This is a genomic window from Kangiella koreensis DSM 16069 (genome assembly GCF_000024085.1).
Taxonomy (GTDB): domain Bacteria; phylum Pseudomonadota; class Gammaproteobacteria; order Enterobacterales; family Kangiellaceae; genus Kangiella; species Kangiella koreensis.
This window is the reverse complement of the sequence record NC_013166.1, coordinates 1,674,161-1,697,275: the sequence shown is the minus strand read 5'-3', so window position 1 is coordinate 1,697,275 and position 23,115 is coordinate 1,674,161. Positions and strand designations below refer to the sequence as shown.

At 42.2% G+C, this 23,115-nt stretch carries 17 protein-coding genes; 12 read left to right on the top strand and 5 right to left on the bottom strand.

All coding sequences use genetic code 11. From position 1 onward, the window contains the following. Positions 1-55 precede the first annotated feature (55 nt). The 7 genes from KKOR_RS07880 (at position 56) to KKOR_RS07855 (ending at position 7,663) form a co-directional block, all read left to right on the top strand. The gene (locus KKOR_RS07880) at positions 56-2,302 is read left to right on the top strand and encodes a carbohydrate binding family 9 domain-containing protein (RefSeq protein WP_015780590.1); all 2,247 of its coding nucleotides are present in this window, start codon (positions 56-58) and stop codon (positions 2,300-2,302) included. Positions 2,303-2,723: 421 nt separating this feature from the next. Further along, a complete protein-coding gene (locus tag KKOR_RS13585; protein WP_015780589.1) occupies positions 2,724-2,897 on the top strand; it encodes a hypothetical protein in 174 nt (57 codons plus the stop codon). Beyond that, on the top strand, positions 2,860-3,954 hold the full coding sequence (locus KKOR_RS07875; RefSeq protein WP_222831894.1) for an ATP-grasp domain-containing protein: 1,095 nt from the start codon (positions 2,860-2,862) through the stop codon (positions 3,952-3,954). Before KKOR_RS13585 ends, KKOR_RS07875 begins: the two co-directional genes overlap by 38 nt. Further along, positions 3,942-4,823, top strand: coding sequence for an SDH family Clp fold serine proteinase (locus KKOR_RS07870; RefSeq protein WP_015780587.1), 882 nt, complete (start codon positions 3,942-3,944; stop codon positions 4,821-4,823). The genes KKOR_RS07875 and KKOR_RS07870 overlap by 13 nt, the downstream gene beginning before the upstream one ends. Further along, positions 4,823-5,329, top strand: coding sequence for a MauE/DoxX family redox-associated membrane protein (locus KKOR_RS07865; protein ID WP_015780586.1), 507 nt, complete (start codon positions 4,823-4,825; stop codon positions 5,327-5,329). Before KKOR_RS07870 ends, KKOR_RS07865 begins: the two co-directional genes overlap by 1 nt. A gap of 10 nt (positions 5,330-5,339) precedes the next feature. After that, positions 5,340-5,903, top strand: a complete 564-nt coding sequence (locus KKOR_RS07860) for a redoxin domain-containing protein (RefSeq protein ID WP_015780585.1) — start codon at positions 5,340-5,342, stop codon at positions 5,901-5,903. Next, the gene (locus tag KKOR_RS07855) at positions 5,900-7,663 is read left to right on the top strand and encodes an ABC transporter ATP-binding protein (RefSeq protein ID WP_015780584.1); all 1,764 of its coding nucleotides are present in this window, start codon (positions 5,900-5,902) and stop codon (positions 7,661-7,663) included. Before KKOR_RS07860 ends, KKOR_RS07855 begins: the two co-directional genes overlap by 4 nt. A 102-nt stretch (positions 7,664-7,765) precedes the next feature. Here the strand turns inward: KKOR_RS07855 and KKOR_RS07850 are convergent, their stop codons facing one another. Beyond that, the gene (locus tag KKOR_RS07850) at positions 7,766-8,749 is read right to left on the bottom strand and encodes an HpcH/HpaI aldolase/citrate lyase family protein (protein ID WP_041296033.1); all 984 of its coding nucleotides are present in this window, start codon (positions 8,747-8,749) and stop codon (positions 7,766-7,768) included. A 172-nt stretch (positions 8,750-8,921) separates the two neighbouring features. Between KKOR_RS07850 and KKOR_RS07845 the strand changes: the two genes are divergently transcribed. From KKOR_RS07845 to KKOR_RS07825, 5 genes are all read left to right on the top strand, one after another. After that, the gene (locus KKOR_RS07845; RefSeq protein WP_015780582.1) at positions 8,922-10,043 is read left to right on the top strand and encodes an HpcH/HpaI aldolase/citrate lyase family protein; all 1,122 of its coding nucleotides are present in this window, start codon (positions 8,922-8,924) and stop codon (positions 10,041-10,043) included. An 8-nt stretch (positions 10,044-10,051) separates the two neighbouring features. Continuing rightward, positions 10,052-11,704 carry an acyl-CoA synthetase gene (locus KKOR_RS07840; RefSeq protein ID WP_015780581.1) on the top strand — a complete coding sequence of 551 codons (1,653 nt, stop codon included), beginning with the start codon at positions 10,052-10,054 and terminating at the stop codon, positions 11,702-11,704. 40 nt (positions 11,705-11,744) lie between these two features. Further along, positions 11,745-12,650, top strand: a complete 906-nt coding sequence (locus tag KKOR_RS07835) for an HpcH/HpaI aldolase/citrate lyase family protein (RefSeq protein WP_015780580.1) — start codon at positions 11,745-11,747, stop codon at positions 12,648-12,650. Between the two features lie 53 nt (positions 12,651-12,703). Next, positions 12,704-13,765, top strand: coding sequence for a MaoC family dehydratase (locus KKOR_RS07830; RefSeq protein ID WP_015780579.1), 1,062 nt, complete (start codon positions 12,704-12,706; stop codon positions 13,763-13,765). A 106-nt stretch (positions 13,766-13,871) separates the two neighbouring features. Continuing rightward, the gene (locus tag KKOR_RS07825) at positions 13,872-14,768 is read left to right on the top strand and encodes a DMT family transporter (RefSeq protein WP_015780578.1); all 897 of its coding nucleotides are present in this window, start codon (positions 13,872-13,874) and stop codon (positions 14,766-14,768) included. A gap of 16 nt (positions 14,769-14,784) precedes the next feature. Here the strand turns inward: KKOR_RS07825 and pyk are convergent, their stop codons facing one another. The 4 genes from pyk to KKOR_RS07805 form a co-directional block, all read right to left on the bottom strand. Beyond that, entirely contained in the window at positions 14,785-16,230 is a 1,446-nt protein-coding gene (pyk, locus tag KKOR_RS07820; RefSeq protein ID WP_015780577.1) for a pyruvate kinase, read from the bottom strand. A 173-nt stretch (positions 16,231-16,403) separates the two neighbouring features. Then, positions 16,404-19,589 carry an efflux RND transporter permease subunit gene (locus KKOR_RS07815; protein WP_015780576.1) on the bottom strand — a complete coding sequence of 1,062 codons (3,186 nt, stop codon included), beginning with the start codon at positions 19,587-19,589 and terminating at the stop codon, positions 16,404-16,406. Positions 19,590-19,600: 11 nt separating this feature from the next. Beyond that, the gene (locus KKOR_RS07810; protein ID WP_012801483.1) at positions 19,601-20,818 is read right to left on the bottom strand and encodes an efflux RND transporter periplasmic adaptor subunit; all 1,218 of its coding nucleotides are present in this window, start codon (positions 20,816-20,818) and stop codon (positions 19,601-19,603) included. Between the two features lie 220 nt (positions 20,819-21,038). Beyond that, positions 21,039-23,099 (bottom strand): S9 family peptidase, encoded by a 2,061-nt coding sequence (locus tag KKOR_RS07805; RefSeq protein WP_012801482.1) that lies wholly within the window; start codon positions 23,097-23,099, stop codon positions 21,039-21,041. Positions 23,100-23,115: the final 16 nt, after the last annotated feature.

Genomic DNA, 23,115 nt, shown 5'->3' with positions numbered 1-23,115 from the left:
TAAGCTTATGTTTAAATTACAATAATCGCCATTCGAAGGAAACTGAATAACTATAATGCAACTGTTGAAAAACTATTTTATCTCTATAGTACTTGCGACCAGCTCATCTGCTGTATTCGCTGAGAAAATTGACACGCTCAATATTCCCCAGGTAGAGGGAGAGCTTACTTTGGACGGTAAGCTTGATGAAGCGATCTGGGACAGTGCGGAAAAGGTCACTTTAGACTATGAAACCCGTCCCGGTGAAAATACACCAGCACCGGTTAAGACCACTGCTTATATTGCACAAAATGGCTCATCCTTATTGGTAGCTTTTGTGGCAGAAGATCCGGAACCGCAAAAGTTGCATTATTCCTACCGAGATCGTGATACAGCATGGGGTGATGACCAGGTAGGTTTTAAGGTTGATACCTTCAATGATAGTCGCAAAGCCTATAACTTCTTTGTCAATCCCGTTGGCATTCAATCTGATAGTATTGAAGATGATGTAAGCTTATCAGAAGATACGTCTTGGAATGGGATTTGGTATAGCGCTGCAGAAATCACTGAAACCGGTTATACCGTTGAAATTGAATTGCCCTTTAAAGTGCTACGCTTCCCTGATGACAAAGGAGTAAAAACTTGGGGCATCGATTTTGTTCGTTTCTATCCTCGTGGTTTCATGCATCGCTTTGCGCTGTCACCACAAGAGCGTGATGTTAATTGTTACGTCTGTCAAATTGATAAAGCTCAGGGATTTGAAAATATTGAAAGTGGTCGCAACCTTGAACTTACGCCTTATATTGCGGCCCAGGATTCAGAAGTGCGTAACCCACCGACAGAGCCTGATTGGCAGGGCGAGGGTGTTGACTGGGATGCTGGAATGGATTTGCGTTGGGGAATAACCGATAGTTCGATGCTTAATGCCACTATTAATCCTGACTTCTCGCAAGTTGAAACGGATGCCGCTCAACTTGATGTTAACACTCAGTTTTCCTTGTTTTACTCAGAGAAGCGGCCTTTCTTTTTAGAGGGAGCTGAATACTTTAGAACCCCATTTACATTGTTGCATACTAGAACCATTGCTGACCCAGATTTTGGCGCTAAATATATTGGCAAGTCAGATGAGCATTCTTATGGCATTCTTGCTAGCCGCGATCAACAGACTTCATTTTTAATTCCTGGCAGTCTAGGTTCTAGCTTTGCCACTTTGCAAAACTCTGACGGTAGCAATATGGAGTCAGATGTTTTTGCTGCAAGATATGCTTATGACTTGGGTGAGAAGTCGCAGATTGGTGGCATGGTTACTCACCGTGGAGGAGAGGGGTACAGTAATAGTGTTGCTGCGATTGATGGTAAATATTCGATTACGGATGTGGATGAATTGCGCTATGAAATCATGTACTCGGACTCTGAAAACCCTGAGCAATTGCAGCAGGAATTTGGCCTGGCACCAACTAGTAGCGGGTTAGGGTATAGGATTAATTATTCGCATAACGGGCGCAATTGGGATGTCTTTGCTACCCATATCGACTTCGATGAAGATTTTAGAACTGATCTTGGCTATAAGCCACAAGTAGGCTATGACAGGCAGGCTCTTGGAGTGAAGCGTCGGTGGTTCGGCGATCAGTCACAGGGCGACTTTTTTGCAGACTATAGCATTCAGGTAAAAGGTGAGCGGGTTACGGAATATACTGATCAAAAACTCTGGGATCTGGCAACTGTCACTCTGAATGCAAACGGTAAATACCGCTCAGGCTTTAATCTTATTGGAAATGTGAGTTATGAGTTTTATCAGAATAACTGGTTACCTCAGCAGTACTACTCACATACCGGCTCCTTTTATCCTGATAACGCTTTGCAGATTGGTTACAACATCGATTGGGGGGATAGTGTTGATTATCGTCATGCCAGAGCAGCTGACTTTACTGAATACGGTATTTTTGCAAGCTGGCAAGTAAATGCACATTGGTCATTTAGAGGCGAGTGGCAGTTTACTGATTTTAAGGTTGACCAGGGGCAGTTATTTGAAGCTGATATATTTAACTTTGACACACGTTACCAGTTTAATAATTATAGTTATTTAAAATTAGTTCTACGCTATACAGACGTTGACTTTAATGCACCACTTTATTCAAATCCAAGTCAGGTTAGTAAAGAAACCATTGTTAACAGACAGATTCTCTATGGTTACAAATGGAACCCCAGAACGGTATTTTATCTTGGCTATTCTGATAATGGGTTTGAAGACGATACGGTGAATCGTTTTGAAAAAACAGGTAAAACTTTCTTTTCTAAATTCAGTTACGCGTTCCAGCTTTAACTTTTATGAGGGAACTGCTTAATGTTGGAAATCAAATCTGCATTGGTGGGCTGTTGGCGATATTCTTTTTCGATTCAATATTGCATTGAGAACTCAGCAATTCTCTTGCTAAGCTCTCATTATTAAGACTATTTGTTTGTCTTATTTGTTGAGCCTTAAGTAAGGGGGGGTGCGGATATGTTTAGCATTCTATCGATTAGTTAATCTAATGATTTATGGGTTTCGCTTCTTTCAAGATAATGAATTTTAGTTAACTAAAAACAAATGTTTAATGCGAATTTGCCTTGTTTTGTCGATGCGATTTTGCATTAAATTTGTTATGGATATCTTGTTGACATTTTTTGTTTTCTAACTGTAGGATTAGTTGCGGCGAGTGGTCGTATGCTTGCCGCATACTTAAATCTAAACAAAGGAGAAAACAATGAAAAAGCAAAATGAAACTAAATTGTTTGCTTTCAAAATGTCAGAAAAGACACATGCCACCAAAGCTGAAAACCAATGGAAAGCTCGTGACGGTGTTTCTACCGCTGGATGTACCGGTTGGTGGGCTCGAGGATATGACCGTTGGGGTAACGAAAACGGAATTTTCTGTTAATAACGGAGTGTCAGAAAGCCTTGGCTACGGCCAGGGCTTTTTTACTAGTGCTATGAAAACAATATTAATTATAAGCAATAGCATGGATATTCATGCTGATTTAATCTCGCCCATTTTTCAGAAAAAAGATCAGACATATTTTCGTATCAATTTGGACCAGTTCCCTCGTGATTATAAAATTTTGCAAAAGTACACTGGAAAAGTGTCAAAGGTAATTATAGAGCATATTCCCTCCGGAAACTTTATCGATTTAAATACTGTTGGAGCTGTATGGAATAGAAGACCAGCTCCATTTTCATTCATCAGTAATGATCTATTAAATCAAGAATTAGCTTTTGCAAAACAAGAAACCGAGCAAGCACTTTTTGGGTTGCTGTATCCTTTAGATTGTTTTTGGGTCAGTCATCCAGTTGCACTTAGAGGTGCAGGTTGGAAAGGAGAGCAGTTGAATCGCGCGAGGAACTTTGGTTTTGAAATTCCAGCATCATTGGTTACTAACTGCCCTGAAGAGGTCCTTAAATTTAAATCGTTAATTAGGAGTGACCTCATTTTTAAAACTTTGTCTACAGCTGACTTGGCGAGTGGTTCTGTTGAGGATAATGAGCGAGTTACTGATGGTCTGTCGACGGTAATCGTTGATGAAGAAATGATGGAGAATCTTGATGCTGTTAGAGAAATACCTTGCCACTTTCAAGAGTACATACAAAAAAAATATGAATTAAGAGTTACCGTTGTGGAAGACGCAGTATTTGCAGCCAAAATTCATTCACAAGATGATGAGCGTACAAGGGTAGATTCGAGGGATATGTCTGCTGAAATTTTGTATGAAGCTACGGAGCTTCCTGAACACATCAAAGATCGCTGCCTGTCTTTAATAAAAAGCTATGATTTAAATTACAGTGCCATGGATATTATTGTCACTCCTGATGATGAGTATGTATTTCTAGAGAATAATCCCAGTGGAAACTTTTTATATATTCAACAGCTAATCCCTGAGTTTAATATTCTTGAAAAATTAGCCGCTACTTTAAGTCGAGAAGTCGAATGTCGAACTTAAAATACTTTAACTCAATTTCTCAGATGAAAAGAATTGAAACTATTAGACAGAGTAAACTGCTGGTGCTGGCATGTTCCAATCTCGATCAAGAGATAATTCCTAAGCTTTATTCGCATTTAAAGTTAATAGGACATGTTAAGCACCTTGATGTTTTGATTCACTCTCGTGGCGGGGTTGTCAATGCTGCAAGAAGAATAGCCTTATTGCTTCGTAAGTTTACAGATAAATTAAGCTTTATAGTTCCGTATTACTGTGAGTCATCCGGAACTATACTTGCATTGTCTGCTGATGAAATTATCAGTGGTGACATGGCGATCTTTTCACCGATAGATCCTCACTTAAGTGGTTCATCAGGTGGTGGAGGTGAGTCAACATTATCTTTTTTAGACATTAAGCAATTTGGCGATATGTGTGAAAGATGGTTTGGAGTAGATGCTGCCAAAGCTAATGAAGAGCAGGTGAGTTTGTTATGTAATAGTATTTTTCCTCCTACCCTCACAGCATTCTATCGCATCACACAAGAAGCAGAACAAATTGCTGATGAGTTATTAAGTAATCAGCTAACTAATGTGGGTATCAGGAAAAAAGTGATTGGTAAACTTATGCATGGATACAATTCACATCATTATGCGATAACTACCGATGAAATGTACGATATGGGTTTAAACATCATTCGTGATGGAGAGGTGGAAGACCTTGCTTGGGTGATTTCGGAAGAAATACAAGCCACTGTGGGAGGTTCATTGCGTCATTCAGTCGATGATCCTTGGGTCGATACTATGATTCTCAGTAGTGAGAAAGGTTATGTCCGCTATAACCAGCCTGATGGTTTAGCTCCTAGATGGAATCAGTTAGAGGTTAATGAGTAATGGAACTAATAAGCGAAATTATTCGATGGTTGATTGGTTTTATTCTATTTGGGGCTGCATGGGCAAAGGGGTTCAATTATGGTGATTTTAAAATGAACTTGGTTTCTTCGTTTGATTTCACTGGTAGACAGTCAAGTATTTCTTCGATTTCGCTTATTACTGTTGAAGCAACTTTATCTATACTCCTTTTTGCTAATCTCTTTACATATTGGGTTATGCTTATCACTTTAGTGCTATTCGTTGTTATCACCTTGTTTGTTATGTCATTTTGGAGAAGGGATAGTAGCATTCGGTGCAACTGTTTTGGCAAGAGTGAACGCCCCGTTTCTGTTTGGGACTTCTTCAGAAATGGACTAATAATCGTTTCTACAGGTCTGTATATTACAACTGGTAGTTTAAACGAGTCTATTGATCTTTCTGGGCACTTGTTACTGGCCTCTACCGGGTTGCTTTTAAGCATATTTTTGATCAATTTGGATGATGTAATGATGATTCTTAAATCATAGGGTGATGTAAATGGGTATGGAGTTGGTATACATAGTATTGGTTATTTTATGTTTGATTTCAGCAATAAACTTTAAGTTAACGCTAAATTTATTAAAAATAATCCGTGATAGTTCATCTACAATAGATGAGATTTCTCCGGTTCATATCGGAGAAAAAGTCCCAGATATTAAAGGAAGACGAATATCAAGCAACGATTATGAGGGACTTAATATTACTGGGGCTCCATCGGTTTTATTATTTGTTTCTAGTCAATGCCCAAAATGCCAGGAAAAGATACCACAAATTGAGTATTTACATCCATTAATGCGCGAGTTAGGTATTTGCATCTCAATAATAAGTAAAGAGTCAACAGTAATAATGAAGAGCTTTTTAAATAACTCTATCTTGCTTGATAACGTTTGGTTTGTCAGTAATAAAAACTATAAGAAACTTAATCCAACTTTTGCTTCGCCTTTTTACCTTTTTATTAGTCACGAGGCAAAGCTTCAAGCTTATGGATTTATAGGTGATTCTGATTGGGAAAGCTTTGCCGAGCAAGTCAAAGGTGGTCGTGATAGCGAGGCCGTTGCATGAGTAGCAAAAAGAAAAACCCTCACCTAAAAAGATTGTCTTTAGTAAGGCCATTTGTTAAGAGATTGTTATTAGGTTTGCTGTTTATGATTATCACGGTGGGTATTCAACTGTTGTACCCAGTTGCCGTTTCGGACTTTATAGACTCGCTGGCTGATGGTGATCCCCAACATAATTACACGTTGCTGGCTATTGGCATGATTATTTTGCTAACTATTTATGCTATCTCAACTGCGCTTAGATATTACTTTTTTGAGACTACTGGTTATATGGTTGTAGCAAAGATTAGAACAAGATTGCACCAGGTCTTGGTTGGTAAAGGTATTTCTTTTTATGATAGACATAATATCGGTGAGATAACCAATCGGCTATCATCCGATGTGGAGGTTCTACACGACACATTAACTACAGGATTGGCCGTGGCTTTGCGTGCCTTTCTGGTCTGCCTCGGTGGATTGGTCTTGTTGTTGATTACATCACCAATGCTCAGTTTGATTTTACTTGTCTTCTTGCCTGTGACTATGTATTTCGCAAAGTGGGTTGGCAGCAATATTCAGAAACGCTCAAAACAAATACAAGAATGCCACGCCAAGGCAGGTAAAGTGGCTCATGAAAATTTTTCCAACATCAGATTGGTGCAAGCCTTTAATCGACAAGAAACAGCATTGAGACACTACGATGAGTCGATTCATAAAGCATTAGATGTCTCCAAAAGCTGTGCTCGGTTTGTTGCTTCATTTCAAGGGGCAGCTTCTTTAGTTATCTATTTAGTTTTATTAGCTACCTTGTGGTTAGGTGCGTTACAGATAATGGACGATAATCTTACTATAGGTGAATTAACCAGTTTTGTTATCTATTCTGCGATGGTCGCTACTTCGGCAGGCGCTTTGAGTGACTTTTGGCAGAATTGGCAAAGATCGATAGGTTCTACTGAAAGAATTTTTGAAATCATCGACTCTGCATCAATAAGCAAAGTTCTATTCAAAGAATTAACAAAGAGCCCACCACTGACTGGCAAGCTAGAGTTCGATAAAGTTACTTTTTTCTACCCTGAGAGACGGCAGGTTAAGGCTCTGCAAAACTTTTCCCTTTCTATTAAAGCAGGTGAGAAAATTGCCTTAATTGGGGCTTCGGGGGCGGGAAAGTCAACGGTTGCGAGATTAGTTTTGGGTTTTTACAAGCCCCAGGAAGGAGAGTTGTACTTTGATTCAAGGTCGAGCTTAGAGCTATCGAAAGAATATATTCGAAAACACTCTGCCATTGTTGAGCAAGATCCTACATTATTTGATGGTAGTATTTTTGATAATATAGCCTACGGAGCAAATGCTGAAGCAGTTCTAGATGATGTAAAAAGGGTGGCTAAGCAAGCTTTTGCTGATGACTTCATAGAAGGCTTTCCTGATGGATATAAGACCATTGTTGGTGAGCGAGGTGTACAGTTGTCCGGAGGGCAAAAGCAACGAATAGCTATTGCTAGAGCATTGCTACGTAATCCTAAAATACTGATACTGGACGAAGCTACAAGTGCGCTGGACTCTTTTAGTGAACTAAAAGTTCAACAAGCTTTAGACAATTTGATGCAAGGTCGAACAACCATTATGATTGCGCATCGATACTCAACAATCTCGAAAGCAGATCGAGTAATCGTACTTGAAAATGGCAAAATCGTTCAACAAGGTACTCACGAGTATTTAAGAGAGCAGAGGTTAGGTACGTACTATCATTTGATGAGTGATCAGTTAGCAGAAAGTCATTCTACTTAATATTGCATTAAACTCTTTTATTGCTTTTGTTACAGTACTTATATGGCATACACAAAAAAGCAGTCATAAACGGCTACTTTTTTGTGTGATATTCGAGAAACATTAAGCAAAGAATCGCTTTTGGGCTTCATCTGGTAAGGCTAAATCACTAAGGTGAGCGCGTTCTAATAACTGCCAATAATAGCGATAAGTAGCGCGGTCATGGAGTTCACCATCGTATTGAATCGGGCCCCAGTGGTTATCTTGAGCAGCGATTAAAATATTAGCGGCATCATTGACTTCCGAGTAGTCTGGCTTCATGGCATCAACGATCGATTTGATTTGAGTGGGATAAATACTCCACATCCGCAAGAAACCGAATTCATTACGAGCTCGTTCTGCATCTTTGTAGGTCTGATAGGGGTTTTTAAGATCCAGAGTGACGTTATGCGAAGGAACAACTCCATTGGCTAATGCAGCCGCAGACATTTCAGTTTTAGCACGTGCTAGCAGTGGATGATCAAACTGGCCTGGACTGCGCATGGAGGAGGCTGGAATCGCTCCTTGATGGCTACTGACAAAGTCCATCATGCCAAAATCCAAAACCTGAACGCTATCAATTTGTGCAATATCCCAAACTTCTCTTAAAGCGCCGTGTGTTTCGATTAACACGTGCACTGGAATGTTACGATCAATACCGTGCTTGTTGCATAAGCTTTTAATGTAATCCACCATTTCTTGAATGTGTGCAGCGCAAGTTGTTTTAGGCAGGGTGAAGTAGGTTACGATATTACCAATCTTTGGAACGAGAATATCAAGGTCAGCTTTCCAATGTGGGTGCTGATAATCATGAATTCGAACACCCGCCATCTTGTGCTTATTAGCATCGCTCGACAATACCTCGGCAATCATGGTGGCATGTTCTTTTTCTTTGCCGGCTTGAGCGCCATCTTCGCAGTCACAAGTAATATCAAATACGGGTCCAATGGTATCCTGCATTTCGAGTGCTTTTCGGATTAGTTTTTCACTTCCGGCGAAATGTTCGCAGCTTGGAATGACCGGAAATGGTTTTTCTGCATCAAACAATGCCTCTTTAGGATGAACCATTGAACTCACTATATTCTCCTTATTTATCAGGTAGATAACTCTAGTTGCAACCTATTAGCAGGCTACGATGTCTAATTTATACTATCGCGCAGCGAATTAAATTCAAACAAAAATTTGAATTAATCGTTTGAATATGATTTATTTATGCAAACAACTGGTCGGATTAGTATAAATGATGCAAGAGCACTCTTTTTTAGAAAAAGTGGATGAACAGGTCGTATTGGGGGGCTTCTGGCCAGGAATTCAGCTGTATTATCCACCAGTGAAGTACTCTCCGGCAGATGGTGTCTATGAAACTATGGAGCAAGCCTCTGCGCGGATGAGAAAATACGCACATAATACTAACGCGCACACACTGCTATTTGATCTTGAGGATGGCTGTCGACAAAAAGCCATGAGTCGAGAATTATTACGTCAAGAACTCCCACTATTCGAAAATCGAACCTTTCAAATCGCAGTCCGCATCAACCCATTCCGTACCGATGAGTATGAAGAAGACTTAAAGCTGATCCGCGATATGTCGGATTATATTGATGTGATCGTTTTGGCCAAGGCGGGTGAGGTTTACGGTGCCGCAGAAATACGCGACCTTTCGTCCTGGCTGGTTAGCGTTAATCCTAAAATTGAAATTCAGCCAATCATTGAGCATCCTCGCTCACTCAAGATTTCTCCAGAGTTGATGCAGTTTTCAACCGTGCGTCATGTAGTGTTTGGTATTCATGATTTTTCGAAAGCGATGGCAATTCACTTAACACCTGAAGGTTGGATTGATGAACTGAAAACGTATTTGCGAATGCTGCTGCTAGAAGCGCGTATCGCTGGGACGGGTGTGATAGGCGGTGTTGAGGTTTTAATTAACAAAACGCCAATGCCTGAGAATTATATTGAGCCTCATGATGTCCGTCGCTGGCTTGATTTACATGGCGAGCGTGAGTCACATGTTGTACACCACCATGCTTTAGAAGAGGCGCAAATGGGCTTAACGGGCAAGCAGGTGATTCATCCTTTTCACATTCACTTATGCAAAGTTGCTTTTACCCCATCACCGTTGCAAATTGAGCGTAACGTAAAGGTCCTTCAGGCAGCGATTGATGCCGATGCATTGCTAGGTGGCGCGATTAAGTTTGAAGGGGAGATGCTCGATCCTCCAATGTTTGGTAAAGCACTGCAAAGTTTGCTACGAGCTTATGCACTGAAGTCGCTGGACGAAAAAGATAAGGCTTTCGCACTGGATGTACTGAAACGATTACCGGTTCATGTAATTCGTGAGAACTGGCCTTATGGAATGATTTAAGGGCTATCATGAAATATACCTTTGAAGATGTTGTTCACTACAATCAGGAGATTGACGAGTGGCAATGGCAACTTCCCAGTCATTTTAATATTTGCGAGGCTTGTGTTGACCAACATGCAATAAGTGATAAAGCTAATCAGGCAGCACTTATCGTCGAAGATGAGTCACTAGGTACTAGCCAAATCACTTATGCTCAGTTAGCTCAGAAAACCTCTCAGTTTGCTAATTTATTGCAATCTTTAAACATTGACTCTGACAACAGAATATTAATTCGCCTGCCTAACTCTTTGGAATACCCAATAGCATTTTTTGGTGCGATTAAATATTCAGCCATTGCTGTACCAACCTCGACGTTACTTGCTTCAAGTGAAGTTGCTTACTTGGCTAATGACTCGCAAGCAAGTGTGCTTGTTACGCATAAATCCATGTGGCAGGAGCTGGAAAGCGAATTAAAGAATACGGCCATCAAAATCGTATTCTTAACGGGAGCAGGGGAACTACCACAAACCGATGATTTTAAGCTGATTGATTTTAATGATGCATTAAATAACGCATCAGTTGAGTTTAAATCGACCAAAACCGCGGTAAATGATCCCGCTTATCTTGTTTATACTTCTGGAACGACGGGCTATCCCAAAGGTGTGCTACATGCTCAACGAGCGCTATTAGGTCGCTTGCCCGCTAGTCGTTACTGGTTTGATTTTCAGGAAGGGACAACCGAGCGGATTATGCATTCCGGTAAGTTTAACTGGACTTATGTGCTAGGTTCAGCCTTGATGGACCCTTTGTTGCATGGGCATACCGTTATTGCATACGAAGGGCATAATGACGCGCATACTTGGCCGAAACTGATTCAGAAACATGAGTGCAGTATTTTTATTGGTGTGCCAACTATTTATCGACAAATTATTCAGAAGACAGAATATAGTGGTGAAGATTTGCCATCACTTAAACATTGTATGAGTGCGGGGGAGCACCTCTCTGATGAAATGCAGTCACTTTGGGAGGCTCGATTCAATGCTCCGATTTATGAAGCTATCGGTATGTCCGAAATTTCGTATTATATTTCTCAGCACAAGCAGGCGAAGGTTGTACCTGGTGCTGCGGGTTTTATTCAGCCCGGTCATCAGGTTGCGCTATTAGACGTTGAGCAAGATGAGTTAAAGCCTGTCCCCAATGGTCAAGAAGGCATGATTTGTATTCGAGCAGATGATCCTGGATTATTTTTGTCCTATTGGAATCTGCCGGAAGAAACGGTCAAAGCCGTTCATGATGGCTGGTTTTTTACTGGTGACTATGCAAAGCGTGATGAGCAGAACTATGTGTGGTTCCTGGGGCGTAAAGACGACATTATCAATACATTCGGCTTCCGCGTTTCGCCACACGAAGTCGAACGAGTCATCAAGGCACACCCCGATGTTGCAGACTGCGTTGCCTTGGGTGAAGATGTTGGCAAAGATAAAACATTGGTCGTTGTTTGTATTATCCCTGAGCCAGGTAAACAAATTACTGAACCGCTAATGTTAGATTATGGGCAGGAGCAGTTGGCTAAATATAAGGCACCAAAAAAAGTGTACTTAGTGCGCGATTTCCCCCGCACTAAGAATGGCAAAGTGCTTCGCAAGAAGTTATTACAAAACTTAGATCAATATTTACTTTAAACTCTTTAATCACAAAGCAATTAATTTCAAAGGATAAAAGATGGAACCAACACTCAATTATCGTCCACGCAGAACCATGCTTTATGTGCCTACCCATGTTGAGCGTTATCTGGAAAAAGCCAGAGGTTTAGCTGCCGACAGTATCGTGTTCGATCTGCAAGAGTCAGTTCCTCCTCAACATAAGCAAACTGCCCGTGATGTTTTGCTCAATGCATTCTCCAACTCGTCTACTTTTGAGTATTCAGAACGCATTGTACGTATCAATCCACTGAGTACTGAGTGGGGAGAACAGGACCTTGCCGCCATAAAAAATCTGGATATTGATGCAATATTGCTTCCTAGAATCGAATCAGCAGAAAGTTTACTTCAGTATATTGAGCAGATTGATGATGTGTTTTCGAATAAGCTGAATATTATGATCAATATTGAAAGCCCGCTAGGTGTTCTACGTGCCGAAGAGATTTGTGCTGCAAGTGGGCGTGTCTCCTGTGTGGTTATGGGAGTTACTGACTTATCTAACGAATTAAAAATCACTCAGACCAATGATAGAGCCGGTTTGTTGACCAGTTTGTCTCTGGTGGTGTTAGCGGCTCGAGCTCATAAAAAGTGTGTGATCGATGGTCCGCATTTTGATTTAAAGAATGTTCAAGCCTGCGAATTTTCCTGTCGTCAGGCGCGTGACCTTGGTTTTGATGGTAAGGCGGTGGTTCATCCCATTCAACTGGACTATACCAATGATGCCTTTACTCCTAAGCTTGATGATATCAATAGAGCCAAAGCTATCATTACGGCGATTAAACAAGCCAACGAAGAAGGGCGTAATGTTGCGGTTATTGAGGACCGTTTAATCGAACCTTCTTTAAGAGAGTGGGCTGAACGAGTTTTAACGCTTTATGACACTGTTAAAGAGTTAGGCCAGAATGAGTTAATTGGGGCTAGCCGATAAGCGCTATTTCAGGTAGTGTTTTAACAAAACAATATTATCAAAAGCGATAAAGCATGAATAAATCATCGGTTGGACGGTTCTTTGAAGACTTTTCCTTAGGCCAGATTATTGAGCATCCTATTCCTCGCACCATTACAGAGGGCGATGTTAGTCTTTATATCGCATTAACTGGTAGCCGTTTTAGTTTATTCAGTAGCCACCATCTTGCCCGTAAAGTGGGTTTTGATCGGCCTCCTGTCGACAACCTTCTCCTTTTTCATATCGCTTTTGGTAAAACGGTTCAGGATATTTCGCTCAATGCGGTTGCCAACCTTGGTTATGCTGAGGTGCAATTTGTGTTGCCTGCATTTATCGGCGATACCATTTCTGTTCTATCTGAAGTGATAGGTTTAAAAGAGAACTCCAATGGCAAGACCGGTATTGTCTATGTTCATTCTAGAGCAATGAATCAGGATGGTCATTCAGTGGCAAGCTGGAAGCGTTGGGTTATGGTGCATAAAAAAGCAGAGGGAATGTTGAACACTTTTGCGGTCGAGCCACAGCTAAATTCAGAAGTCAGTCCGGCTTACCTTGCCTTGCCGGATCAGTTTAATGCCGATCAGTATAGTTATATATCTAGTGGCGAAGAGTTTGCACTTAAGGATTATGAAGTAGGGGAGTGGATTGATCATATTGATGGTCTGACAATTGATGCTAGCGAACACACCATGGCAACTAAGCTATATCAGAACAATGCCAAAGTGCATTTTAATTACCACCAAATGCAAGACAGTCAGCACCAACAACGCTTAGTTTATGGAGGCCATATTATTTCGCTATGTCGTAGCCTGTCGCATAATGGACTGGCTAATGCTCAGTGGCTAGCTGCTATTAATGGTGGAGCGCATCTTAATCCTTGCTACGCGGGCAATACGATTTATGCAGCGACACAAGTGCAGAATAAGTACGAACTGGGTTTTGGCATGGGCGCACTAAGACTTAGAACCATTGGTTTTAAGAATGTGCAATGGGAGTCTATCAAGGAGCAGGTGTGTTCAGCTACCAACCCTAAAACAGACTTCCCAGAGAATGTTGTATTAGATCTCGATTATACTGTCTTAATTCCCAATACCTGAGCTATTTAAAACTATAGGCCAAGAGGCCACTTTATGCTAAGTTGCGCTATTTTATGGCCCAGTCGCTGAGCTATTTTGGCTTTCGCCACTGTATTGAGATTGATTTATGACTTTTGGTTTCGGCGAGATACTCGCGCTTTCATCAGCGATATGCTGGGCAACCGCGATCATTTTATTCAAACATTCTGGCGAAACTCTCAGTGCGACCGCGCTCAACCTCTTCAAAAACACCCTGGCAACATTTCTATTAGTACCCACTGCTTTATTAATGGAAGGATTTCAATTGCCGCAGTTGGATACTCTTAACTGGACGATTGTAGCCGTTAGTGGCTTTATTGGGATTGCTTTGTCAGACACTTGGTATTTTCTGGCTTTGCGGAAAGTCGGAGCAGGAAATACCGCTATTGTTTCTAGTCTTTACAGCCCATTCGTCATAGTGCTTTCAGTCTTATTTTTAAATGAAACTTTGCACTGGAGCCAGTTTATTGGTTTCTTAATGGTGTTAATGGGAATCGTCCTGGTAACCTGGCAACGCAATCGCAAAAATGTTGATGCACCAGTTTTGTGGCAAGGTCTGGCACTCGCAGCCGGAGCTGTTTTCCTGAATGCGGTTGGCGTGGTGATGGTAAAGAGGATTCTGGAAGGCGATGGTTTTTTCTGGATTATCAGCTTACGCCTTATCGGTGGCATAATTGGTTCAATTATCCTGCTGCTCATCGGTCGTAAATTTTTAAGTGTAGTCCGAGAGCTGAAGCAGCCTAGAGACTGGCGGATCTTAATAATTGCCAGTGTGCTTGGAACCTATATCTCGATGATGCTTTGGCTGGGGGGCTATAAATACACTGACGCTATTATTGCTTCGGTTTTGAACGAAACTTCAATAGCATTTATTGTACTATTTGCTTGGCTATTCCTGAAAGAAGAAATTAACGAACGACGTTTAGCGGGTGTAGTGCTGGCCTTCCTTGGCGTGATTGTATTTGTTTATAACAGTGGAGGTTAGTGGCAGTTATTTAGAGTTAGTATACTTGACCAACTCGTACAACTTTCATTGCGTTGGTGCCACCAAGTACGCCCATTGAGTCACCTTTGGTAATAATCACCAAGTCACCGTCTTCTACGAAATTGCGTAATCTTAATTCTTCTACTGCAAGGCGGTTCACATCATGTTTGGCCAGTACGGTTGGATCAAATTCAATCGCTTCAACACCACGATAGAGTGCAACTTTGCGTAAAGTTTGCTCGCTGCGACTTAAGGCAAAGATTGGCATTCCAGAGCGAATCCGCGATAACCATAATGCGGTTGAGCCAGACTCGGTCAGGGCAACAATTGCTTTAACGCCTTTGAGATGATTGGCTGTGTACATGGTTGCCATGGCAATTGCTTCATCAATCAATTCGAAAGACATCTCATTACGATGACGAGACATGCGGATCATGGACTGTTTTTCTGCGCCCAGACAGACATTTGCCATAGCCTGAACGGTACGGGCCGGATTATCGCCCGTTGCGGTTTCTGCGCTTAACATCACTGCATCGGTACCATCTAAAACAGCATTAGCGACATCGAATACCTCAGCTCGAGTCGGAATAGGGTTGTGGATCATGCTCTCCATCATTTGTGTGGCTGTTATTACCACACGATTGAGTGCTCGCGAGCGTGAAATAATATGTTTTTGCACACCGATTAATTGAGCATCACCAATTTCAACACCCAGATCACCACGAGCGACCATAACTGCATCGGATGCCATGATAATAGAGTCTAAGATTTTATCGTCGTTAACGGTTTCAGCACGCTCAATTTTTGCAACCAGGTTGCTGTTACCTCCTGCCTTTTGCAGCAGCTTACGAGCTTCATGCATATCGTCAGCACTTCTTGGAAATGAAACGGCTAAATAATCTACATGCATTGCGGCAGCAATTTTGATGTCCGAGCGATCTTTGTCAGTTAAGGCTGGTGCTGAAAGGCCACCACCTAATAGGTTAATCCCTTTATTATTACTTAATACACCGCCAATAATGACTTCGGTAACGATTTCTGTAGCAGTTAAACGCTTAACCTCAAGTTGAATTCGGCCATCATCCAGCATCAGATGATTACCTTCCTTTAAATCAGCAGGGAGTTGTTTGTAATCAATTCCTACGCGTTCTTCGTTACCGGCTTCTTTCTCCAGTTCTGAGTCAAGGATGAAGGTTGCTCCGACTTCTAGATTGATTTTGCCATTCTGAAAGCGAGCAATACGAATTTTAGGACCTTGTAAGTCACCAAGAATTGCGATATAGCGATTCATATCGCGAGAAATTCTACGGATTTGTTCAGCTCGGTGAATGTGATCTTTAGCTTCGCCATGAGAGAAGTTCAGTCGAAAAACATTAGCGCCAGCTTTGATTAATGATCGAATGGTGTCGTCGGATTCTGTAGCAGGACCTAGGGTGGCAACAATTTTTGTGCGTTTGAACATATGATTTTGTGCTCGGTGTTTGATACGTAATAGTGTAAAGCCAGGCTTTATAAAAACAACACCATTGTAGAGAAAAAAAAGGGGGGCTGCTATTGATCAGTATTAAGTTTTTATAAAACATTTAATATAAACAAAGGGGCAGATAGCCCCTTTGTTTTGTATTAGCATAAAACTTAATTGTTTTCGTATGCTTCTTGCTCTTTGCTTAAGCTTTTAGCATCACGACCAAGGAACCAATCTTTGACGCTGCCTAATGTCACATACAGGCAGGGTACCCAGATTAGAGTAATCACGGTAGCAAATACGATACCGAAGGCCAGTGAAACTGCCATTGGGATAACTAATTGTGCTTGCAAACTGGTTTCAGTGGTAATTGGCAACAAACCAAAGAAGGTCGTTAGTGAGGTCAGGATAATCGCTCTGAAACGGCGGGTACCGGCATTAACAGCAGCCTCAATACGTGACATACCTTCAGCACGCGCACGACCAATAAAGTCAACCATCAATAAGCTGTCATTAACCACAACTCCTGACAAGGCAATAATACCAAAGAAGGAGAACATACTGAGGTTAATGCCGAGCAATAAGTGACCAACCATGGCACCAATGATGCCGAACGGTATAGCTGACATCACCACTACTGGTTTGATGTATGATTTTAGAGGAATGGCCATCAAACCATAAATGAGGATTAAGGCAATTAAACCACCGATGCCCAGCTCTTTGCTTAGTTTCTGCTGATCTTCGCTTGGGCCGCCTGGCTCAAGTTTAACCGTTGGGTGTTGTGCCAAAATACCTGGAATGACATTCTGCATCATGTCTTCATGGATTTCACCTGAGGTGATTGTCGCCTGAGGACTAACATCAGCACTGATGCGGTTGGCACGTACACCGTCAATTCTCGAAATGCGTGAATAACCTTCCTGAACTTGATAATCTGCAACGTCAGTAAAGCTCACATACTCGCCTGATGGCGTTTTGATCGGCATTTGTTCCAGGTTGCCGATTGAGCGTCTGTCTTCAAGAGGGTAACGAACAAAAACTTTAACTTCTTCGTTGTCACGAAGGAAGCGCTGAGCCTCTGAACCATAGAAAGCATTCCTTACTTGCTGAGATAGTATTTGAGTGCTTAAACCCAGGTTATAACCATGTGGCTTCACCTCAACTACAATTTCTTCTTTACCACCAGACAAATTGTCGCTGATGTCATAAACACCATCATACTCAGCCAGCTTAGCGCGAATCTTCTCTGTCACAATCTGTAATTCGTCAATGTCTGTTCCCACTAGACGATAACCAACGCCATCACCACCAGGGCCGCCACCACCGCCACCGAAGCTGATTTCCTCAACTGCGGGTAGGGTACCGACCATATCACGCCAGCGGTCAATCAGTTCAAACTGATGAATAGGCAAATCTTCACTCTTCACCAGTTCGGTCCACATATAACCGCCAGTATTTTCGCGAGTCCACATAAAGGCATGTTGGAATACTCCAATCCCATGCTCAGCTTCGACTTCTTTATGCAGCTTGTTAAGTTTGTCCCATACAATCTGAACATTACTCATGGCTTGTTCTGCCGTCGCACCTTCAGCCATCTTAATTTCTACAAATACACCGTCATTAGGTATGTTCGGGAATAAGCTGGTTTTTACCCAACCACTACCAATGAAACCAATCGTTGTAATAAATAAGATACAGACAAAGCTTAAGATCGTTAGCCCTTTGTATTTAAGAAACATCTCGAGCTTGGGTCTGTAAACGTTATTAATAAAGCGGGATAGAAGATCTTTAACTTTTAAACGTATCGCGCGGAAGAAACCTTTGACGGCTCTTACTTTCGGATTTTTAGTATCTTCAAGTTTGTTGAGTTTCATGTGAGCCAAGTGAGCCGGCAAAATAAGTTTTGATTCAACTAGGGAGAACATCAAACAGAACATCACCACGAGACCCATGGATGCCATCGCATTACTCCATGGACCGCTGATAGCTAGCATCGGGTAAAATGCTGCAATGGTGGTTAATACACCAAAGGTTGCGGGAAGGGCAACTCTCTTTGAGCCTTCCACAACACTGTCAATGCTGTGTCCCTTTTCTTCGATTGATGCCCAGGCCGACTCCGCAATAATAATCGCATCATCGACCACGATCCCCAGCACCAGAATAAATCCGAAGAGGGTAATCATGTTAATGGTCATGGCGAAGCCTGGATACATGTACATTAAAGCAAATGCCCCCAGGAAGCAGAGCGGTATGCCAATCATGACCCAGAAAGCCAGTTTAAAGCGCAAGAAGAGTGCAAGAACAATGAACACCAACAAGATGCCCACGAACATATTTTTCTGCATCATCTCCAGGCGACCCTTAAGATAATAGGTGCCATCGCCCCATGCCTCTATGGACAGGCCTGCAGGAAGTGTGGGTGTCTTTTTATCAAGGTAATCATAAATTTGTTCAGCAATGAGCAGGTCATCTGATTCTAAAGACGAGCGAATTCTCAAGCTGACTGTGGGCTTGCCATCAAAGCGCGATAGGAAGTTCCACTCAGCAAAACCATCATCAATTGCTGCAATATCTGCAAGCAAGAGAGTCGTGCCATCGGGGCGCGTTATGACCGGTATTTTTGCAAAATCGTAAGCATCGTATGCCTGGTTTTTGGTTCTAACCAAGATATCGCCGCCCAGAGTTTTAATGGTGCCACTAGGTAAGTCCAAAGAGTGGCTTCGAACGGCATTGGCAACATCCTGTAGAGTTAAGCCATATTTGCGTAATTGATGGTCGCTGACCTGTATTCCTACCTCATAAGGACGAGCACCTTCAACTTCAACCAGGCCAACATTGGGTAGTGCCAGTAGTTCATTCTTAATGTCTTTACCATACTCTTTGAGTGTTCTTTCATTAGCATCGCCAAACACATTGAGGCGCATCACTTGACGTTGCATGCGGTTTTCATAAATGACTGGGCGTTCGGCAAGGTCTGGTAGATTAGGGATGGCGTCAACTCTGACTTTGATTTCGTCCATCACCTCAGACACTTCATAGTTATCCTGGATTTCTATATTGATGCTTCCCATTCCTTCAGAAGCAGTTGAAGTAACTTTCTTGATCCCTTCAATTTCTTTAATATTTTCTTCAATCAGGATCACAATCCCTTCTTCAACTTCCTGAGGCGCAGCACCAGGGTAGGGGACTTGAATGCTTACCGAGTTGATAACAATGTCTGGAAATACTTGCTGACGAAGGTGGCTAAGCCCTATAAAACCGGCAACAATGATGAAAATCATCAGTAGGTTCGCAGCAACTGAGTTGCGCGCGAACCAGGAAATGATCCCCGTGTGTGTGTCGTATTGTTTGACCATCTGCGAATTCCTTATTGCTTAGCTGTGTCAGCGCTTGAACTTAAAGCGGTGTCATTGGTATTTGCAGTGCTGGACTTTGATTGGCTGCCAACTTTTTGGACTTTCATACCGTTAACGGGATTGTGGACCGGCGTTACGATGACCTCATCACCAGAGTTCAGACCAGTATCGATGTAAATAGTGTTGGCCTCGGTCCGCGCTAAAGTAACTTCCTGCAAGCGAATCTCACTTTCATTTTCCAGGATTAAAACGGTGTTACCGAAGTAAAGAGCTTGGCGTGGAAGAGCTATAAGGCCTTCACGCTGTTTACCTGCAATCTCAGCTCGGACAAATGTTCCGAACCTAAGCGGTCTGTCATCACTATTCTGTGCTTTTAAATTATAAGGGTCTTGAATCTGAGCAACTAAGTAGGTTAAGCGGTTCGTTTGCTCAACAACACCTTCGGTGCGGACAATCTTACCAAACCAATTTTGCTCTTTTCCTGCATAGCTACCCATTAGGCGGACATCTGGCTGTTTTTGGGGATTTTCCATATCCGGTAAGCTCAGATAAGCTAGCTCTTGATCCGGAACCGGTAAGCGAACTTCCGCATACTCAGTACCGTACAGAGTGGCTACCTGACTACCCACATTAACGAACTGACCTAAGCCAACCATCTTGCTTTGAATTAAGGCGTTAAAACTGGCTTTAACTTTTGTTCGCTCTAAATCGCGACGGGCACGCATTAGATCTGCTTCTGCTGATTGAACCGAAGCTTCTGCTTGTTTGAGTTGCGGGAGTCTTAGAACCAGGTCAGAAGGTTCACCTTTACCAATTTTTTTCCAGTCCTTGCGAGCTTGTTCTGTTCTGGCTTTTGCATCCTGATAACTTGCCTGAGCTTGTGCTAGGGCAGCTTCTGCGCTGCGAACATTAGCGACATAGTTTGCTGGGTCAATAGCGAACAAAGTTTCACCTTTTTCCACAAAGGCGCCAACTCGAAAGTTATCAGAGACACTGATAATGCGGCCGCTAACCTCAGCAACCATCGTTGAGTTTTCAACTGGTAGGACTGGTCCTTGGCTGTCAACAATGAATTGAATGTCTTCACCTTCGACTGTCTTGGTTTCAACGACGATAGCTTGGACAAAGGGTTTCTTCTTTGGTGGCTCAGGTTTTAATTTCAGTAGTACACCAATAATAATTATGGTTGCAATAACTATTGCTGTACCAACTAGGATTCTCTTGGTCATTATTTTTTCCCGCTTTCAAAAATTTTAGGATTACTCCAACTCTTGGATATTATAACGCTCGACCTTTTTTATAACCTAATGTTCAGTAATGACAAAAGGTTAACAAATGTTTCAATATAGTATTTTAAAGGGTTAAATGTGAAAAAAAGGTGCCGGGAGGCACCTTTTTGTTGATTTTAGATAGTGATTAGCTATGAATGGTTTAGTTCGATAGCCTGAATTAGTCGTCTTTTAGCCATTGATGTAACCAGTTATTGACTACTTGATGCCACTGAATGCTGTTATTAGGCTTTAAAACCCAGTGATTTTCATTTTCGAATATTAATAATTGGCTTGGAATATCCTGGCGCTGAAGCGCTGTGAAAGTGGCTAAAGACTGTGTTTCAGGAACTCGATAGTCCTTGCTGCCTTGAACGACTAGCATTGGTGCTTTCCAGTTTTTAACAAAGTGAACTGGATTATGTTTCTCAAAATTTTCCGGATTATCGAAATAAGTACCACCATTTTCCCATTCAACGAACCAAAGCTCTTCTGTTGAGTAGTACATCATGCGGTTGTCGAAAATACCGTCATGATTAACCAGACATTTAAATTGATCAGACCAATTACCGGCAATCCAGTTGATCATGTAACCGCCATAAGAAGCACCTAAAGCACAGGCGTTATTAGTATCGACAAACGTGTATGTATCTTCAACATAAGCCAAACCTTTCTGCAAATCTTCCAGTGGTTTGCCACCCCAGTCGCCAGTAATTGCGTCTGTGAAGTCCTGACCATAGCCGGTAGAGCCATGGAAGTCGATCATGACCGCGACAAACCCTTGACCTGCGTAAGTCTGTGGGTTCCAACGATAGTGGAAGTGATCACCGAAGCTTCCTTGTGGGCCGCCATGAATCAAAAAGGCTAAGGGATATTCTTTCTCTTCCTCAAAATCGACAGGCTTGACGATATAGCCGTATACCGTTTCATCGTTCCAGCCTTTGAAACTGAACTGTTCATAGTCACCAAATTCAAGCTCGGACATGACATCTTGATTAACATGCGTTAGCTGACGCTTATTATCGCCATTAAGATCCATCACAAACAAATCAGCAGGTTGGTTCAAGTCGTCATACTGATAAATGATTTTATCTTTGCCTAAATCAAATGCGGATACATAACCTTCATCGGTTAATTGCGAGCGCTGCTTAGTCTTTAAATCAAATGACCAGATAACGTTTTTGCCGATATGGTTACCGTATAAGAAAACTTGCTGACCATTTTTGCTGAATTTAAAGCCATAAAAAGAACGATCCCAAGTTTTAGTAACATTTTCTGTTTTACCTGATTTCAGATCGCGAATGTGTAGTTGGCGACGGTCGGCTTCAAATCCAGGACGATCCATAGCCAGCCAGGCTAGTTTCTTTCCATCAGGACTAAATACAGGGTAAGTGTCCCAGGCCAAATTTTCTTTAGTCAGGTTGTTAACCTTGCCACCCGAGATAGAAACTTCATACAGATCAAAGTTGGTAGAGGTTGGCTCATTCTTATCGGCGATTCGCAAGGTAAAAATAACTGTTTTGCCATCCGGACTGATGGTGTATTCCTCATCACCGCCAAAAGGGCTCGATGGCACGTTACCATTCAGGCTGTGGGATAGGGGGGTGGCATCGGAAAAAGGCTTACTGCCTAATTTCGCGCTAAACAGGCGGCTTTGGGTACCATCCAGCCAGTGATCCCAATGGCGGACAAACATTTTGTCGTACAGCTTGCCTTCTTGTTTGCTATTGCTAGCCGCTTCAGATTTTTCTTTTGTGCAGACTAGAGTTTCGCATTCAGGGAAAACCGATGCGCTGAATACCACTCGATCATTCTTTGCAGAGACTTTATAAGTGCCAATGCTGACCGGCACATCAGAAACCTGCTCAACTGACTCAGATGCAACGCTATAGCGCCAAAGCTGATTAGTGCCGCTACGGCTGGACAAGAAATAGAGATGCTTGCCATCTGCCGACCACTTAGGACTAGTATCAGCTGCTGGGTCGGAAGTGAGCTGTTTTGGCTCAGAGTCTTCATCAATTGCGCTGGTCAGGTATATATCAAAAGTACCCTTGTCAGCTTCAAGATCAGTCGAGCGAAGCACATAAGCTACAGAATTGCCGTCAGGCGACAGAGCAGGGGAGGCAACCCGCTTCATAGTCACCATGTCTTCAGCCGTAAAAGGCTTAGACGCCTCAGCCTCACCAGCACCAGCACCAGCACTAAATGCCAGTAAGCCAAACAATAAGTATAAAGGTTTCATAACAGACTCAAACTCT

Excerpts from the sequence above, each read along its gene's own strand:
- KKOR_RS07860 (WP_015780585.1), top strand. The coding sequence starts at position 5,340 with ATGGGTATGGAGTTGGTATACATAGTATTGGTTATTTTATGTTTGATT.
- KKOR_RS07850 (WP_041296033.1), bottom strand. The coding sequence starts at position 8,749 with ATGGTTCATCCTAAAGAGGCATTGTTTGATGCAGAAAAACCATTTCCG.
- pyk (WP_015780577.1), bottom strand. The coding sequence starts at position 16,230 with ATGTTCAAACGCACAAAAATTGTTGCCACCCTAGGTCCTGCTACAGAA.
- KKOR_RS07810 (WP_012801483.1), bottom strand. The coding sequence starts at position 20,818 with ATGACCAAGAGAATCCTAGTTGGTACAGCAATAGTTATTGCAACCATA.
- KKOR_RS07805 (WP_012801482.1), bottom strand. The coding sequence starts at position 23,099 with ATGAAACCTTTATACTTATTGTTTGGCTTACTGGCATTTAGTGCTGGT.
- KKOR_RS07815 (WP_015780576.1), bottom strand. The coding sequence starts at position 19,589 with ATGGTCAAACAATACGACACACACACGGGGATCATTTCCTGGTTCGCG.
- KKOR_RS07835 (WP_015780580.1), top strand. The coding sequence starts at position 11,745 with ATGGAACCAACACTCAATTATCGTCCACGCAGAACCATGCTTTATGTG.
- KKOR_RS07830 (WP_015780579.1), top strand. The coding sequence starts at position 12,704 with ATGAATAAATCATCGGTTGGACGGTTCTTTGAAGACTTTTCCTTAGGC.
- KKOR_RS07845 (WP_015780582.1), top strand. The coding sequence starts at position 8,922 with ATGATGCAAGAGCACTCTTTTTTAGAAAAAGTGGATGAACAGGTCGTA.
- KKOR_RS07840 (WP_015780581.1), top strand. The coding sequence starts at position 10,052 with ATGAAATATACCTTTGAAGATGTTGTTCACTACAATCAGGAGATTGAC.
- KKOR_RS07825 (WP_015780578.1), top strand. The coding sequence starts at position 13,872 with ATGACTTTTGGTTTCGGCGAGATACTCGCGCTTTCATCAGCGATATGC.
- KKOR_RS13585 (WP_015780589.1), top strand. The coding sequence starts at position 2,724 with ATGAAAAAGCAAAATGAAACTAAATTGTTTGCTTTCAAAATGTCAGAA.
- KKOR_RS07880 (WP_015780590.1), top strand. The coding sequence starts at position 56 with ATGCAACTGTTGAAAAACTATTTTATCTCTATAGTACTTGCGACCAGC.
- KKOR_RS07865 (WP_015780586.1), top strand. The coding sequence starts at position 4,823 with ATGGAACTAATAAGCGAAATTATTCGATGGTTGATTGGTTTTATTCTA.
- KKOR_RS07855 (WP_015780584.1), top strand. The coding sequence starts at position 5,900 with ATGAGTAGCAAAAAGAAAAACCCTCACCTAAAAAGATTGTCTTTAGTA.
- KKOR_RS07875 (WP_222831894.1), top strand. The coding sequence starts at position 2,860 with ATGACCGTTGGGGTAACGAAAACGGAATTTTCTGTTAATAACGGAGTG.
- KKOR_RS07870 (WP_015780587.1), top strand. The coding sequence starts at position 3,942 with ATGTCGAACTTAAAATACTTTAACTCAATTTCTCAGATGAAAAGAATT.